At 61.1% G+C, this 15,630-nt stretch carries 17 protein-coding genes; 1 reads left to right on the top strand and 16 read right to left on the bottom strand.

Going from position 1 to position 15,630, the window contains the following annotated elements; translation table 11 throughout:
* Positions 1-29: 29 nt before the first annotated feature.
* From AC3QLZ_RS13420 to AC3QLZ_RS13375, 10 genes are read right to left on the bottom strand one after another with little or no spacing between them, the layout of a single operon-like run.
* Positions 30-4,808 (bottom strand): DUF6701 domain-containing protein, encoded by a 4,779-nt coding sequence (locus tag AC3QLZ_RS13420; RefSeq protein ID WP_014236388.1) that lies wholly within the window; start codon positions 4,806-4,808, stop codon positions 30-32.
* Positions 4,799-5,275: a hypothetical protein gene (locus tag AC3QLZ_RS13415; RefSeq protein ID WP_014236387.1), complete on the bottom strand. Its 477-nt coding sequence runs from the start codon at positions 5,273-5,275 to the stop codon at positions 4,799-4,801. The genes AC3QLZ_RS13420 and AC3QLZ_RS13415 overlap by 10 nt, the downstream gene beginning before the upstream one ends.
* Positions 5,272-6,096, bottom strand: a complete 825-nt coding sequence (locus tag AC3QLZ_RS13410; RefSeq protein WP_014236386.1) for a type II secretion system protein — start codon at positions 6,094-6,096, stop codon at positions 5,272-5,274. The genes AC3QLZ_RS13415 and AC3QLZ_RS13410 overlap by 4 nt, the downstream gene beginning before the upstream one ends.
* On the bottom strand, positions 6,093-6,686 hold the full coding sequence (locus tag AC3QLZ_RS13405; protein ID WP_014236385.1) for a type IV pilus modification PilV family protein: 594 nt from the start codon (positions 6,684-6,686) through the stop codon (positions 6,093-6,095). Before AC3QLZ_RS13405 ends, AC3QLZ_RS13410 begins: the two co-directional genes overlap by 4 nt.
* Positions 6,673-7,149, bottom strand: coding sequence for a prepilin-type N-terminal cleavage/methylation domain-containing protein (locus AC3QLZ_RS13400; protein ID WP_014236384.1), 477 nt, complete (start codon positions 7,147-7,149; stop codon positions 6,673-6,675). The genes AC3QLZ_RS13405 and AC3QLZ_RS13400 overlap by 14 nt, the downstream gene beginning before the upstream one ends.
* 23 nt (positions 7,150-7,172) lie before the next feature.
* Positions 7,173-7,619 carry a type II secretion system protein gene (locus AC3QLZ_RS13395; RefSeq protein WP_014236383.1) on the bottom strand — a complete coding sequence of 149 codons (447 nt, stop codon included), beginning with the start codon at positions 7,617-7,619 and terminating at the stop codon, positions 7,173-7,175.
* A gap of 24 nt (positions 7,620-7,643) precedes the next feature.
* Positions 7,644-8,180, bottom strand: coding sequence for a prepilin-type N-terminal cleavage/methylation domain-containing protein (locus AC3QLZ_RS13390; protein ID WP_014236382.1), 537 nt, complete (start codon positions 8,178-8,180; stop codon positions 7,644-7,646).
* Positions 8,180-8,722, bottom strand: a complete 543-nt coding sequence (locus tag AC3QLZ_RS13385) for a hypothetical protein (RefSeq protein ID WP_043797842.1) — start codon at positions 8,720-8,722, stop codon at positions 8,180-8,182. Before AC3QLZ_RS13385 ends, AC3QLZ_RS13390 begins: the two co-directional genes overlap by 1 nt.
* Positions 8,722-9,951 (bottom strand): type II secretion system F family protein, encoded by a 1,230-nt coding sequence (locus AC3QLZ_RS13380; RefSeq protein ID WP_014236381.1) that lies wholly within the window; start codon positions 9,949-9,951, stop codon positions 8,722-8,724. Before AC3QLZ_RS13380 ends, AC3QLZ_RS13385 begins: the two co-directional genes overlap by 1 nt.
* A 2-nt stretch (positions 9,952-9,953) precedes the next feature.
* Positions 9,954-11,624, bottom strand: a complete 1,671-nt coding sequence (locus AC3QLZ_RS13375) for a GspE/PulE family protein (protein ID WP_238526338.1) — start codon at positions 11,622-11,624, stop codon at positions 9,954-9,956.
* Between the two features lie 124 nt (positions 11,625-11,748).
* On the opposite strand from AC3QLZ_RS13375, the gene AC3QLZ_RS13370 reads away from it, so the two are divergent.
* Positions 11,749-12,213, top strand: coding sequence for a tRNA (cytidine(34)-2'-O)-methyltransferase (locus AC3QLZ_RS13370; RefSeq protein WP_014236379.1), 465 nt, complete (start codon positions 11,749-11,751; stop codon positions 12,211-12,213).
* Positions 12,214-12,225: 12 nt separating this feature from the next.
* On the opposite strand, the gene AC3QLZ_RS13365 is transcribed toward AC3QLZ_RS13370, so the two are convergent.
* The 6 genes from AC3QLZ_RS13365 to AC3QLZ_RS13340 all read right to left on the bottom strand — a co-directional run bounded on the left by AC3QLZ_RS13365 (position 12,226) and on the right by AC3QLZ_RS13340 (position 15,310).
* Positions 12,226-13,221, bottom strand: coding sequence for an NAD(P)H-dependent glycerol-3-phosphate dehydrogenase (locus AC3QLZ_RS13365; RefSeq protein ID WP_014236378.1), 996 nt, complete (start codon positions 13,219-13,221; stop codon positions 12,226-12,228).
* 14 nt (positions 13,222-13,235) lie between these two features.
* Positions 13,236-13,685, bottom strand: a complete 450-nt coding sequence (locus AC3QLZ_RS13360; RefSeq protein ID WP_130459355.1) for an SH3 domain-containing protein — start codon at positions 13,683-13,685, stop codon at positions 13,236-13,238.
* Positions 13,686-13,734: 49 nt separating this feature from the next.
* Complete coding sequence (gene secB, locus AC3QLZ_RS13355) at positions 13,735-14,199, bottom strand: protein-export chaperone SecB (RefSeq protein WP_014236376.1); 465 nt, start codon at positions 14,197-14,199, stop codon at positions 13,735-13,737.
* Between the two features lie 36 nt (positions 14,200-14,235).
* Positions 14,236-14,502 (bottom strand): glutaredoxin 3, encoded by a 267-nt coding sequence (gene grxC, locus AC3QLZ_RS13350; RefSeq protein ID WP_014236375.1) that lies wholly within the window; start codon positions 14,500-14,502, stop codon positions 14,236-14,238.
* 10 nt (positions 14,503-14,512) lie between these two features.
* Positions 14,513-14,926, bottom strand: a complete 414-nt coding sequence (locus AC3QLZ_RS13345) for a rhodanese-like domain-containing protein (protein ID WP_014236374.1) — start codon at positions 14,924-14,926, stop codon at positions 14,513-14,515.
* Between the two features lie 75 nt (positions 14,927-15,001).
* A complete protein-coding gene (locus AC3QLZ_RS13340) occupies positions 15,002-15,310 on the bottom strand; it encodes an ArsR/SmtB family transcription factor (protein WP_172974818.1) in 309 nt (102 codons plus the stop codon).
* Between the last annotated feature and the right edge of the window lie 320 nt (positions 15,311-15,630).

Genomic DNA, 15,630 nt, shown 5'->3' with positions numbered 1-15,630 from the left:
GGCCTAATTACTATGAATTTTTACCCACATCAGTAGTTCTCCCGGTAATACAGGTAGGCCCCACGATTCAGGCCAAACGCCGCTCTGGCTGACGGATCCCGGTCAAACAAGGCACTGCCATCCCAACGCCCTGTCATATAACTCATGGCAGCAGAGCTAGTTGCCGCACAGTTGGCATCGCCACCCAAATCCACACAGACACGGAAAGTGGAGCGCAAACCGGGAGAGGCAAAGCGCAAGCGCCCCTTGCCCGCGGCAATCTGCGTCACGGTTGGCGCCCCCAGGGTTGCTGCGGTCTCACCAGCCACCCTGGCCGAGGCTACGTTGGTTGGCTGAATCGCGGTGCAGTTGTCCTGGGCATTGAGCACAAAGGCCAGGCCGTTCCAGAACCGGGCTTCCATGCCGACAGACAGGGGCAGCAATTCGGATCCATAGGCCGTCGTCAGTTGCAGCAAGCCGAAACGGACCGCCGTCGTCGCCAACTTGGCCCGCTCATTGCTGCCGGACTGGTCGGCATCCAGATTCAGCGCCGTCGCTGCCAGCGAAACACCATCCTGGTCCCGGGGAACTGCGCCAATGGTGAAGCTCGCGTAGGGCCCGTCAGCGGTTGCCGCGCGATTCAATACGAGGTTGCCGGTAATCGTTGCAACCCCGGCACACCACCGATTGGTCGGAGACCCGCTGCAGGCAGTAGAGACTGTGCCGGGCGTAAAACCGAGGCGGGTTCCGCCCCCCCCGGGAAAGACCGTGGCACTCCCGGTGGCAGGGTTATCCAAGGCCCAGAGATTGAAGTTGTTGCTATCCAGGGGGGTGGCGCCGGCTGCCGCCAGCCAATTACCCATGGTCAAGCGGGAATAGCCGCGGCCAAAGTCGTAGTTCTCCGTAGTAGAACCGCCAACAGCCTTGGCCGCTATGGAGAAGCCAAGTCCGATGGGTTCCCCCATATAGGTGAAACCATCCAGGTTCCGGTTGCTGCAGGTCGTCAGTTCGCTGCGGTTATCAAGAGCAACGGCCGACAACTCGAAATGATCGGGGATGAAACGCCCCCAACTGGTGGCGGACGGCGTCCCGATGTTGCAGCCGTACTTGCCGTTACTCAGCGTATTGGAGGTGCTATTGACGATGCAGTCATCCCGCCCGTTTTGGTCAACGGTCGTGAAGGTATTATCGATTAGCGCATCCACCGGCAAGGAGAAATAGCCAACTTCCCGATACTGACAGGTACCACTGACAGTTCCCGAAGAAGTGTCTGCCGCTGAAAACGCGCACGACAGGGGTGCAGGGGAAATGGCACCACTACTGGCCACATCGATGACATTGGCGGTGACGATACTGGGGGTTCCGCTGTAATTGCTACTCGGACTGGCCGTCGCCGAAAGGGAAAAATCTGAGCCGGCCTTCACGGTCATGGCTGCACCGGCCCCATTGCTTGAAGCCACCAGATCCGTGCTGCCAACCTTGGCTGTAACGTTGGTCAGCGAAAGGGGGCGGATGGCAAAGGTATCGGAGGAGCAGGCAGTGGTCGTGCTGTCCTTCATCCGGACCAGGACGTTGCTGTAAGCCGAATTGATCTTGAAAGTCGGCGACAACTTGAAGCCCTTGTCGGTCGAAGTAAACGACATCGTCGTCGAGGCAAAACTGGACTTGGCCGAACAAGTTGCCGCCTGGTTGGCCGTCGTACTGTTGTCGATCAACTCCACGGTGACAGTCTTGTTGGAGGTCAGCGCGTAGTTGGAGTCGATACCGGTCCCAGCACTATTCAAGACGGCGATATTCAATGCGAAATCAACACCGACAAGCTTGGTATAGATGTGGGCGCCGGCCTGCTGCACATTGATATCCGTTCGGGCCATGGCGCTATCGATGGCATTAAATCCGCTTGCCGTAGTGCCATTGGGCGGGATGATGCTTTGAGCGCAGACCCGCAGACCGGATATTTCATGGATATTGGTTGAGGACCCGGTGGAGCCGGTAAAGGATATCTGCCAGTTGTCCGGCACCGGGACCTGGGCAGTGGTCGGGGTAAAACCTGGGGCATAGGCATCAAAGGGGGCCAGAAGATTTACATAACCAGTGGTCGGACAAAAATCGGTACTGCAACTGGTATCCCGATTCACCTGAATCTGGGCCGTCTTGTTGGCTGTCGTGTAGTTTCTGGCGTCAATGACCACTTGATAGTAGTACCCGCGGGACGCCACCGAGGATGTGCGGTTGTCAATGGTATTGCTTCCGCTCTGCACTGCAGAGCGGGCCAGATAGGGGTAGCCCAGGCTGTAGAGATTGGCCGGCGTAGTCGCAGCGTATGAACCGCGCACGGCAACCACTTGGCTGAAGTAGCCCGGTCCATCTATACGCCCCTCAGTGGGATTGGTGTAGTTGCCAAACTCGTCGAAGCCGACGCCGATCCACCCCCCGGCAAAGCCAACGATCCCAGACTTCTGTGCATACCCCAGAGAACCACCAAACGCTCCCGGATTCGGCGCCACACTGTAATCGGACAGAGTGACGGCCAGACCATCCGCACCGCTACCGTTATAGGCAAACTGCCGGAATTCCACGGATATGTAGTTACCGGCCGCAGGGAAAATGGCCCCCAGGGTTGCGGAGGTAGCCTCGTTGGTATTGTTGTCCGTCAGACGCAAACGGCCACTGACAAATGACGGCGTATAACTGCGCGGCCCCAGCGTACTGACCGTCCACTTTGAATTGAAGATACCGGAGGTCAGATTGGAACCGGTGAAACTGTCGCAATAGCAGGTGACGCCGGACGGGACAAACGGGGGAACAGAGCACTGCCCCGGATTGGGAGAGCCGGGCTGGCCGGTCACGAAACTGCCGAACAGCGTAAGCCCGGACAGGTTGACGCTGTTCGCCGTATAGGAACTCAAGGCCAGCACCGGAGATGTCCACGCACCGCTGGTGTACCTGCTTCCGGCGAAAGTGGACACCTGGGCCCCACCCAGAATATCGGCAGCAACAAACTGGAAAGTTGCATTGTAGGACCCGCCGCTGGGTAGGGAGGTAAGGGTGTCTCCGGTAACGCCAAGAGTCCAGTAGCGATTCACATCCATCAGGGGATTGATACCGGAGGTGTTGATCTGGGGATGCTGCCCCTTGGTCGTGCTCCCGGTCAGGGTGCCCCCGCTGATGCCGGCAAACCAGGGGAAGGCAATGGTCATGGGGGCATAAGCGCTGGTATCGCCAATGGGATAGGTGCAGGTGGCGTTATAGGGCGGGAAGCTCAGGCGAAGATTGCCGATGACGTAGCTGGCGGCGCTGCCGCCGCTGATGCTGGCCGGGCAATAGGTTCCGGTAACTGCCAGCACATAGCTGCCGGCAGTGATGTTTCCCGAAGTCAGGGTCAACGTGCCGGGCACCGTGACATTGCGGCTCAAGGTCACACCGGCGCTGTTGTTCATGGTCATGTTGCCCAGGCTGGAATCCGAGCTGCCGCCAATGGTCTGGGCCGAGGTGCCATTGAAGATCCAGCTGGTATTGGGCAGGGCGATACTGCCGTTATTGGTCAGCGCCCCCTTGATGTTCAACGTCGAGTAGTTGGATGAAGAAACCGTGCTGCCGCTATTGACGGTAAAGTTGGTCACCACATTCTGGCTGTTGTAGAACGTGGCGGCCTGGGTACCCGCTTTCTGGAAAATCAGATTGGCGACGGTCAGCGCATTTGAACTGGTCAGGTCGCCACCGACGTTGAAAGTCGTAGCCGTTAATGGCGCATTGGAAGTGGCAGTCCCGCTCACCGTCATGGTGCCGGCCGTCAGGCCGGTGGCACCGCTGTTATTGAGATTGCCACTGACGGAAAGCGCAGTACGCACAGTCATCGGACTACTGCTGGTCACATTCCCCGTCACCGTCAGATTGTCGACGGTAAAGGTTGACCCCGTATTGGAAACGCTACCGCCGACAGTAATGTCGAAACTGCCATTACTGCCATTATCCAGGATGGAGCCGGAATTGGTGATATTGCCACTCACCGTCAACGTCTGCGTCCCAGTTCCTGTCTGGGTCAGGGAGCCGGAGTTGATGGTCAGGGACGCAACCGAACTGCTGGTATTGAAGGAAATAGCATGGTTGTTGATGGTGGCGCTGTCGATACTGATGGGAGGCCCGTCTCCCGGACCAGAGCCGCAGTTCCAGGTAGCTGCGGCACTCCAGTTGCCGGAGGCGGCAGACACACAGGCCCGAGGAGCCGGTGTGTAATCAACAAGTATCTGGATGTGGTCCACGTAAACGATGTGTGCCGCGCCCGAACTACTCGCTTTGGTGGCGGCAAATGCGACACCAAAAGCACCCGCATTCACGGTCGCCGGAGTCCAAGCGGCTCCCCAAAGGTTCGTGGCTCCACCATGACTTTCCACCACATCTGAAGTGGTATATGCCGTCGCCGTTGCCAAATTAGAACCCACCACGACACCACCCGAAACCAGGCTTACGGATGAGTCCCTGCTGCCACCATTACCAGTCAACGATGAGCGTCGTTCGACATTGACGGTGATGCCGTTGATCGTGGCCCCCGCCGGAACGGCAAAGCCGAAGTCATGACAATAAAGGTACTGGGAGATAGTCCCGTCCAGGGAAACCGTCGCGTAGGAGGTGTTGGAACTCACCGCCCGCCCGGGATTTGACCAAACCTGGGTGCCGATGCCAGCCAGGTTCTCGCAGGCCGTGGGGCTGGCAGTCAGGGTCACAGCAAAAACACTGGAGCCGGCCATCATCATCACCAGCAAGAACAGTGATTTAATGATTAGGTTTTTCACGCAGGAACCCCGCGTGCAATGGTTGATCATGGGCATGCCGGTGTCACTCCATCAACGACGCAGCCGGTTGTCACGCGAACCTGCCGCTCCACATAGTCGTTCCCGACGGCTTCAACATCTTCGCAAGAACCAGAGTCGGGAACGTTACAAGCCGTTGACGTGATCTCATAGACCCTAACGGCGGAACCGCTTTCGTCAGAACTGGCTACACGTGTGCAGTCCACACTGGCCACAAACCCGACAAGCTCCGTCCCGGCAAAAGCAATGTCGGTCCCGGCACTGCACTGCCCAGCCCGCAACAGCTGAAACAGCCCCCACTCAGCGCCGGCCCGGGCCGCCTGGTATGCCCGCGCCCCTTGCACATCCTGGGCGCTGCCCCGGTTCTGGGCCGAGGTCAGCCACAGCATGTAGGTTGCCAGGGCGGCAAAGAGAATCAGCAGAAACACCGCGGTGATGATCGACACCCCGCGTTGCCGCTGACGACCAGGCAGAACGGGCTTCATGGCACGTTGCTCACATGCACCTGATGCAACAGGGTCACTGACTCGCCGGCTTCCTCCAGCGTCAGGGACATGGAAACGACGCCCATACGGGTATTGGCCACATTGGCATCGTAAGTCATGGTGCAGGCATTGGCGCGATTGGCTACCCGATCGGCAAGCAGTACCGGCGCCACGCCGGGAGGGGTGGGCTGGACCGCCCCCACCAGGGCGTAGCCCGAATAACGGCGCAGCAACCCGGCATCCGGATTACATTCATAGGTCACGCGCTGGTTCACGATGAAGAAGCGGGCGCCGGGAGAAGGAACCGGAAAACGGAAGGCTGCAAACTGAACCACACCGGCAGGGGTAATGCCCGTGATGGGCACCATGTTGTTGCCGGTATAGGCATCCGCCCCCGAATCCGTCCCCAGATTGGCAATGGCGACATGGTCCCCCGCCTGAAAAACCGGTGGAGTACCCAGTACGTCGAAGCCGTTGGTGTCCGCTATGCCAAATTCCAACGGATTGCCACCACCGGCTGCCGTCGGATCAGTACGGTAGCGCCCACCAACTCGGGTCTGCAGAAACTCCAGGTAACGCACGTTGCCGACGGCAGTTATGCGGATGCTGTTGGGCAGAGCCAGGCGCAAATCCCGCGCCATGCGGCGCAGGGCGGTGTCCGCAGTGTCCGTCAGACGGGCCCGGCGCTCCGTATCGAAATAGCCTTCGATGGGAATCCGGATGAACATGCCCACCAGCGAGCCGGCAATCCCCAGCAGTACCATGGCGACAATGGCTTCGATCAGGGTGAAGCCCCGCTGACGATGACGCGCCTGACTCATGGCGACACCCGCGGCGCATGACGGGTACGGAAACCATCGAGGCTGATCCGCGTGTTGTTGGGCCCCGTCACCGTGACATTGACCAGCAGAGACTCCGTCGCCGAGATGCCGGCGATACCGAGTTCAGAAATGGTCACCGAGGCCTGATAGCCTGCGGGTGCGGCAATACCGGAAGAAAGATCGGTTGCGGCAATGTTCTTCGGCGTACCAAAGGCATCAACATAATCATTGACGTTGTCGAACGGACGCGCCTCGGTCACTCCGGAGAAAGTATCCGGCCCCACACTCTCGATCAGTGCGGGAGTGCACTGGGCCGTGTTGGTGGCCGAAAGAAAATTGGGATCCTGGGGTTGGCAAAAGGTGAATCCGGCGGAGGTGATTTCTTCCATCAGGGATTCGGCCAGGGCCAGGGCCTGCTTTTGTGGCAGGGGGTCCGCGCTGAAACGGATGGCTGTGCTCATGGCCGACAGCAATCCGGCCACGCCGATGCCGACCACCAGCAGGAAAACGATGGTTTCAATAAGCGTAAAGCCGCCCAGGCGGCGGCTCACGGTACAACCAGAAGGAATCGGGAGCTCAACGATGGACATAGCCGCTTTCGCCTTCCACCGTCAGCGTGAAACCACCCTCCTGCCCACTGACGTTAACGGTCACGCTGGTTGTTGGCGACAGACGCCCCAGAGGATCGAAATTCAATTGCATCGGCGCCAGCGCCACACCATCGGGAATCGCCAGAATGTAATCGCCCGAGGCATTGGGATGGGCCAGGGAAGTATTGCAGGCATCGCCGGAGAAGGCTGACTTGCTAACACTGACCGTTGCCCCCGCCACAACCACACACACCTGCCGACGCTGGGCGACGGCGGTGCGGCGGGCATCCTGCAACAACACCTGCAACTGGTCGGAAAACCCCCGCCCTTCAAAGCCATGACGCCCGGCGAACCTGGGCGCCGCATAGGCCGCCAGGATACCGAGCACGATCATGACCACAACGAGTTCGGGCAGGGTAAAGCCCCGGGAGGAAGAGAGGGGGCGCCGGCCGTAGCGGACCATCAGGCCCTCCTCTCCATCATGCATCAGCAGCCGCTAGTGACGACCGTGTAGGTAGGCTGGGTGTTGGCGCCAGCAGGAGTATAGGTCACCTTGCAATTGGCCGGAGTAGTGGCCTTGGCATGCTGGATGCCGGAGGTACCATCCATCGAAAAATCGGACGCCGGGCTCAGGTCCATCACGGAACTCAGGGCGGCGGCATTGGCAGCATAGCCGTAAACCACGCTGACATTGACGGAGTTGGTGGCGGAGATGGTGGTGGGACCGGCACCCAGAGCATTGCGGGCGGCAGCCTTGCCGTAAATCATGACGTTGGCGGAACGCATGGAAGCTTCCACACCACGGATCACGCCGGCACGGGCATCACCGCTCAGGTCGATGAACTTGGGCAGGGCGGTCGCAGCCAGGATACCCAGAATGACGATCACCACGATCAGTTCGATCAGGGTAAAACCTTTTTGTTGGCTTTTCACAGTAAAGACTCCTTTAGAAAAAAATCACAGACATTCGGAATTGGCGGTTGCAGTGCCGATGACCGGCGCGATGACCGTAGTGGTACCGGACATCTGGGCAGACTGGTAGGTAAACTGGCAGTTGGTGCCGGTGCCGCCGGGGACCACAATGGTCAGGGTGTTGGCAGCACCGGAGCCGCCACCGCTGGTCACATAATCCACCCCGGCGCCGGCAGCAGCCCCCGCCAACAACCCGGCAGCGGCGACAATACCATTGGCATCAGCGGTCGGATACTGAGCGACCCCGGTAATATTCACGCCTTCCATCGGAATATTGATTACGGTAGTGCCATCGGCAGGACAGCTTCCGCCGGTACCGGCACGAGCCAGGCAAGTGGCGTGGAACAGAGCGGAGGCGGCACGCACGGAGGCTACCGCCCCCTGCAACTTAGCCTGGCGCGCCTGGACCTGCAGATTGACAAAACGGGGCAAAGCCGTAGCCGCCAGGATGCCCAGGATGATGATCACAACGATCAGTTCGATAAGGGTAAAGCCCTTCTGCTGGGCCCGGATCAACTTCATTACTCTCTCCCTGCGGGTGAAGCCGCGTAATGTTTTGGCAACCACCCGCACGCACATTGGCCGGTGATACGCATGCCCTCAAATACTCGCCCATGCGACGGGGATTCCCGGTACACGGCGTCGATTGTGAACTCTACGCTTTCAGACGTAATTTCGTTTGTGAAAAAGTTCTCGGAATACCTTGGGCGATAAAGGATTTTCTTTCGCTCCGCATCAAAGTACCAGCCCCCGATTTGTAAATTTCCGTAATCCCCGGCAATTACCCCGGCATAGGCCGGAACAGCGCCATGCAAGGCAGGAAAGGGATTCTCGGTTTCCAGACGAGCCAGGGCTCCATCTCCTTCCGTTCCGATACGGGCGGCCGCTTCCAGCCACACGCCTGCCCGTATTGTATCCAGCACAGAAATCACGGCGGTGCGCTCCACCGCCATCTGCACTTCCCTCAACCGGTGCAGCAGCCCTGCCAACAAAACTAAAGCAATCACCAAAACGACCAACAACTCGAAACGGGATGCCCCCCTGATCCGACGGTCCATCGCCATCAGCGCTTGAAGGCAACCTTGCCCAAGTCCCAGATCGGCAGGAAGATGCCCAACGCCAGAACCAGCACCAAGATGCCAAGGGCCACGATAAGAATCGGCTCGATCTGCTGGGAGAGGTTTTTCAGTTCGTACTCGACCTCACGCTGATACATGTCCGCCACTTCTTCCATCATGTCGTCCAGGGCGCCGGATTCCTCGCCGACAGCCACCATCTGCAACACAATAGGGGTGAATACCCGGGCGCTGATGGCAGTACGCAGGACGGACTCGCCCCGCTCCACACCTTCGCGCATTTTCTCGATCTTGTCCGCGATGAAGACATTGTCCACTGTCTGGGCCACCACGCTCATGGCCTGCACCACTGGCACACCACTACGCACCGCCAGGGCGAAGCTGCGGGAAAAGCGCGCCAGCGTGGCCTTTTCCACGATCTTCCCGGCAATGGGAACCCGTAGCTTGGTCCGGTCCCACAGGTAGCGCCCCATGGGTGTCGCCACCCAGGCGCGGAAGGCGAATATGATCCCGACCAATCCCGCCAGCAGATAGGGCCAGTCGGCCACCATGAAATCGGAGAAATTGATGAGCAAGCGGGTCATGAAGGGCAACTCTGCGTTGAAGCCCTTGAACACCTGGGCAAAAGCAGGAATCACCCAGATATTCACAACCACGATGGCAATCGCCATGGCTGCCACGACAAAGCTTGGATAACGCAGGGCCGACTTCACCTGGTTGCGCATGAACTGCTCGAAATCCAGGTGGTAGAAGAGACGGAGGAATATCTCCTCCAGCCGACCGGTCATTTCCCCCACCCGCACCATGGAGAGATAGAACGGGGGGAAAACAGTCGGGTGACGCGCCAGAGACGCGGACAATTCACGGCCGGAATCCAGGCTCTCCCGCACTTCCTGCAGCAACCGCTTCATGGCGCCGTTGCTGCTGGATTCCTGCAAGCCGGCCAAGGCGCGCATGATCGGCACGCCGGCCTTGAGCAAGGTATAGATCTGGCGGCTGAAAAGCAGCACGTCCACGTGACGGACTTTTTCCGCAAACAGGGTCAGGTTGAACTTGAGGCCGGCCCCGTCCTCCTGCTTGGGCGCCGGCTTGATTTCCAGCGGCGTAATCCCCTGCAACAACAGTTGATCGGCCACGGCCGAGGCAGACATGGCCTCCAGGGAGCCATTGACCAGGCCACCGCCGCTGCTGCGGCCCCGATAGCTGAAATTGGCCACGCTCAGTCTTCCGTCTGGCTGGCCACGCGCATGGCCTCGTCAATGGTGGTACGGCCCTGACGGGCCAGGCGTACCGCATCCCGGCGCAGGGTGTTGCCGCCCATCTGCTTGCGGGCTGCCTGCATGAAGATGGAGGGATCGTCCTGATTGGTGGCTTCCACCACCTCGCTGGTCATTTCAAGCATTTCCCATACACCGGTACGCCCCTGGTAGCCAGTTCCGCCGCAATGGGGGCACCCGGCACCCTTCTTGAAGTGGTGACCGTCGAGCTGCTCGCCCAGCTCATAGCGCAGCCACTCGCGCTCGTGGGGCTCCGGCACATGGGGCGCGGCACAGGAATCGCAGATCACGCGCACCAGACGCTGGGCCAGGACCAGTTGCAGGGACAGGGCCACCATGTAGCGCGGCACCCCCATGTCGAGCAGGCGAATGGGCGTGGAGATGGCATCGTTGGTGTGCAGGGTGGACAGCACCAGGTGGCCGGTCATGGCGGCCCGCATGCCGATTTCGGCCGTCATCTGGTCGCGCATTTCGCCCACCAGGATGATGTCCGGATCCTGGCGCAAGGCCGTACGCAGCACCCGGTCGAAGGAAAGATCGATTTTTTCGTGCACCTGCACCTGGTTGATGCCCGGCAGCCGGTATTCCACCGGGTCTTCCACGGTGATGACCTTCTTTTCCGTGGTATTCAGTTCGGACAGGGCCGCATACAGGGTGGTGGTCTTGCCGGAGCCGGTGGGTCCGGTGACCAGGACGATGCCGCTGGGACGGTGGATGGCATGCCGCAGACGGTCCAGGATATGGGCCGGCATGTGGATGTTGTCGAGGCCGAGGATACCGTTGGACTGGGCCAGGATCCGCATCACCACCGACTCGCCGTACTGGGTGGGCATGGTGGAAATCCGCACGTCCACCGGATTGTTGCGCACCTTGATGTTGAAGCGTCCGTCCTGGGGCAGGCGCTTTTCGGAGATGTCCAGGCCGGACATCAGTTTCAGGCGCAGGGCCACGGCAGTGGCGATTTTCGGGTCGGCCTCGGTCTGGATGTGCAGCACGCCGTCGATGCGGAAGCGGATGCGCAGGCGCGCCTCCTGGGGCTCGATGTGGATGTCCGACGCGCGGGTGCGCAGCGCTTCCTCGAACACGGTCTGCAGCAGTTTCACCACCGGCGCATCTTCGGCGCCCGGGGTCAGCCCCAGCAGTTCGCCGAATTCGATGGGCATGTCGCCCAGCTCCGCCTGCAGTTCCTTGGCCAGGCCGGAGATTTCCTCGGTACGCCGGTACAGGCGGTCGATGGTGACCAGCAGCTGGCTCTCGGTCACCACCGCCAGCTCGATATCCCGCCGGACGAGGCGGACGATTTCGTCGTAGGCCAGCAGGTCGGTGGGATCCACCAGACCCACCAGCAGGGCGCTGCCCCGGTCTTCCAGGGGAATGGCGCGGAAACGGCGAGCCTGGGCCTCGGGCAGCAGCTTGGTGAGGTCCGGCTTGACGTTGAAGGTCTTCAGGTCGAAGAATGGGATGCGCAACTGGCGGGCCAGCGCCTGGGAAATCTGCTCCTCGCTGACGTACCCCCCATCCACGAAAATGCGGCCCAGCTTGCGGCCGGTCAGCTTTTGCTCTTCCAGGGCCAGCTTGAGCTGTGCTTCGGTCAGCAGCCCTTGCTGAATCAACAGGTCACCGAGTCGGATTTTCTCCGGCCGCGCCATAAAATCTCCAATCTGCTTTAAGATTGACGCTTAATTTTTTGAACTATAGCGCTTTTTTACCAACCAACCCAAGCCGCATCGTGCCTTCGTGACCGCCATCATTCTTTACCAGCCCGAAATCCCGCCCAACACCGGCAACATTATTCGCCTTTGCGCCAATACTGGCTGTGAATTACATCTCATCGAACCTTTGGGATTCGATCTTTCGGACAAACAATTGCGGCGGGCGGGGCTGGACTACCACGAATATGCCAAAGTCACACACCATGGAGACTGGCAGAGCTGCCTGGTAGCCATGGCGGGACGGCGCATCTTCGCCCTATCCACCCGCGGCGGACAACGTTACGACACGGTGCGATATCGGCAAGACGATGCCTTCGTTTTTGGTCGGGAAACGGCAGGTTTGCCTGAGGAAATCCTGTGCCAGTTTGCCCCGGAGCAACGACTGCGCCTGCCGATGCTGCCGGACCAGCGCAGTCTCAATCTTTCCAATGCCGCCGCCGTGATGGCGTTTGAAGTTTGGCGGCAACTGGACTTTGCCGGCGGCCGTTAGGTCATCGGCAAATCAGCCCTGCTCGGGCTTGGGGTCCCGGGAAAGCAGCTGGCTCGCCGCCTCGGCGGCCGGCAGGTCGTGGTGCAGCACCGCATCCACGGCGGCAGTGATAGGCATGTCGATGCCCAGGCGACGGGCCAGTCCGGCCACCTCGGCGGCCGTGCTGACACCCTCCGCCACATGCCCCAGATCCACCAGGGTCTGGGCCAGGGTCTTGCCCTGCCCCAGGGCCAGGCCGACCCGGCGGTTGCGGGACAGGTCGCCGGTACAGGTGAGGATCAGGTCACCCATCCCCGCCAGGCCCATGAAGGTTTCCCGCCGCCCGCCCAGGGCCTCACCGAGACGGGCGATTTCGGCCAGTCCCCGGGTCACCAGGGCCGCCCGGGCATTGAGTCCCAGGTCCAGGCCGTCGGCGATGCCGGTGGCAATGGCCAGCACATTCTTCACCGCACCACCCACCTCCACCCCCACCACATCATCGTGGGCGTAGATGCGCAGGCGCTGCGTATGCAGCTGCCGAGCCAGGCGGGCCGCCAGTTCCCCATCGGCGGAAGCCAGGGTGATGGCCGTCGGCTGCTGCCGCGCCACTTCATCGGCAAAGCTGGGGCCGGAAAGGGCGCCGCAGGGATGATCGGCGCCCAACTCTTCCGCCACCACCTGGTGCGGCAGCTTGGCGGAACCAGCCTCCAGGCCCTTGCAGGCCCACAGCACGGGTACCCTACCGGCCAGGCCGGCAGCCTTGAGGCTGCGCAGGGTGGGACGCAGACCGACCAGGGGCGTCGCCACCAACAACAGGTCGGCATCGGCGGCGGCCCAGGCCAGGTCGGAGCCGACCTCCAGCCCCTCGGGGAACGAAACACCCGGCAGGTAACGGCTGTTGGCCCGCTCCCGGGCCATGATCTCGGCCTGGGGCTGCTCCCAGGACCACAGACGGACCCGGTGGGCCGGAGCAAAGGCGATGGCCAGCGCGGTTCCCCAGGCGCCGGCACCTAGAACGGCAATATTCATGGATGGATCAATACTTAAAGGCCCCAGACCTGGTTGGCCCGGAGATAGCCGGTCTGGCCGTCCCGATGCCGGACTTTGGCCCAGCCGGCCGGACCTGCTTCGAGAAGCTCGAGGGCAACCCCCTTTTCCGCCTGGAACGCCAGGGGCGAGGCGGTATCGGCGGCTTGGTGCACCTCGGCCCGGTCCGCCGTCACCTGCAGGGTACGGCGATCGGCCAGGGCCGCCCGCTCAATCCAGGCCAGCCCGCCGGCCGCATCCCGGACCTTGGCCCAGCCTTCCAGATTGACCACCACTTCCACCGGGGTATAGCGGCGGATGATGAACTGGGGCACCCCCTTCTTCGAGGGCGAATCGTAGAGGATGGCGGCAGCCGAGCCTTCGCCCGGCTCCACCGAACGGTAGTCAGCCGCCTGGACGGCCAGGGCCGGCAGGCAAAGAAGCAGGGCACGCGACAAAACCGTCATCCAAGAAGATACGCGCTGGCACATGTCCTACCTCCGGCTGCCGGTTGAATTACTGGATGGGAACTTCGTTGGCACCAGCCTGCTGGGCTTCGGCCTGACGGGCCATGTAGAGGGCCTCGAAATTGACCGGCTGCAGCACCACGGGGGCAAAGCCGGCGCGAGCGATGGCGCTGGAAACCACTTCCCGGGCATAGGGGAAGAGCACATTGGGGCAGGCGATGGCCAGCAGGGGCTCCAGGTTTTCTTCCGGCACGTTGCGGATCTGGAACACGCCGGCCTGGCCGGCTTCCACCAGGAACACGGTCTTGCCGTCTTCCAGCTTGGCGGTGACGGTGACGGTCAACACCACTTCAAACATGCCGTCGCCCAGACCGGAGCCTTCGCTACGCAGCTGGATGTCCACCTGGGGGGAGGTCTGCTCCAGGAAAATCTGGGGCGCATTCGGCACTTCGACGGACAGATCCTTGACGTACAGCTTTTCGATGGCGAAAACGGGGGATTCGGCTTGGCTCATGGTTTGGATTTCCAGTGATTCGGTTGAAAGGGAGACTCAGGACTCGTCGGCCAGCAGGGGCACCAGCCCCCCGGCACGGTCTAGGGCATAGAGGTCGTCGCAGCCGCCGACGTGGGTGTCGCCGATGAAAATCTGGGGCACGGTACGCTTGCCGCCGGTCTTTTCCATCATTTCCTCGCGGCGGGCCGGCTCCAGGTCCACCCGGACCTTCTCGATTTCGGCCACGCCCTTGCTCTTGAGCAGTTGCTCGGCGCGGATGCAGTAGGGACAGACGGCGGTGGAATACATCAGAACACGTTTCATGACGGACTCCTCAGGCCTTGCCGCGGGACAGGGGCAGGCCGGCCTGGGTCCAGGTGCCGACACCGCCGGAGAGATTCACCACCTTGGCAAAGCCGACCTTGCGCATCTGCTCGCAGGCCTTGGCGGAACGGATGCCGGAAGCGCAGCAGACCACGATGGCCCGGTCTTTGTACTGGTCCAGGGAAGCCAGGTGTTCGTCCAGCTTGTTCAGGGGCGTGTTGCGGGCATTGGGCAGGTGGCCGGTGGCGAACTCGGCCGGATCGCGCACGTCGATCACCAGGGCATCTTCCCGGTTGATCAGCAGGGTGGCGTCGGTGGCGGAAACGGCCTTGCCGCCATTGCCGCGCAGCAGGGAAACCACCAGGGCCAGGCCACTCGCCAGGACCAGACCGACCAGAAAAGCGTTCTGCTTAATAAAATCCAAACCAGACTCCGTAAGGGGTGATGAGGGGAAAACGACTCGGGGAGATTACCGCAACCAAGCCCCCCAGGGGTGATTCTAGTGGCCGCTGCCCTGGGGCACGCCGCAGAAGACCTCGCGCATCATGCCGATCAGTTGCAGGGTACGGGCGTCGCCCACCCGGTAATAGACCCGGTTGGCGTCCTTGCGCGTCAGCAGCACGCCCTTCTCCCGCAGGATGGCCAGGTGCTGGGAAATATTGCTTTGGGAGGTACCGACGGCATCGACGATTTCCTGCACGCAGGCTTCCTGATCGCCGACCACGCAGAGTATCTTCAGGCGCAAGGGATGGGCGATCGCCTTCAGCGCCCGGGCGGCCAGTTCGATATGTTCCTGCTTTTCAATCAAGTTAAAGGAAGCTTCCACCGCGGCACTTCTCCAGTAAAACCCGGGCTGGCGAACGGCTGCGTCGGGCGCGGAAGCTCCGGACAGGCTCGTGGCTGGGGCGAAATCATTATAAAATAATCCATTAATCTAGCCTACCGAGTGCCGGCTCGATTTAATCCACATCAACCGTCTTTGCAGTAGTGCGGTCAAAAACCCCTCTCCCCACCCCCAATCTGGCCACAGCCCCATGTACAGGACCGCACCGCCGCAGCGCCCCCTGACCTGCCCCACTCTCCACTTTTCGCGGGTAATGCCAGGGTGAGCGGCACGCGGCATTCCAG

The sequence above is a fragment of the Azospira sp. MPR-LB4 genome, from assembly GCF_058809525.1.
This window is presented reverse-complemented; position numbering and strand designations above follow the sequence as displayed.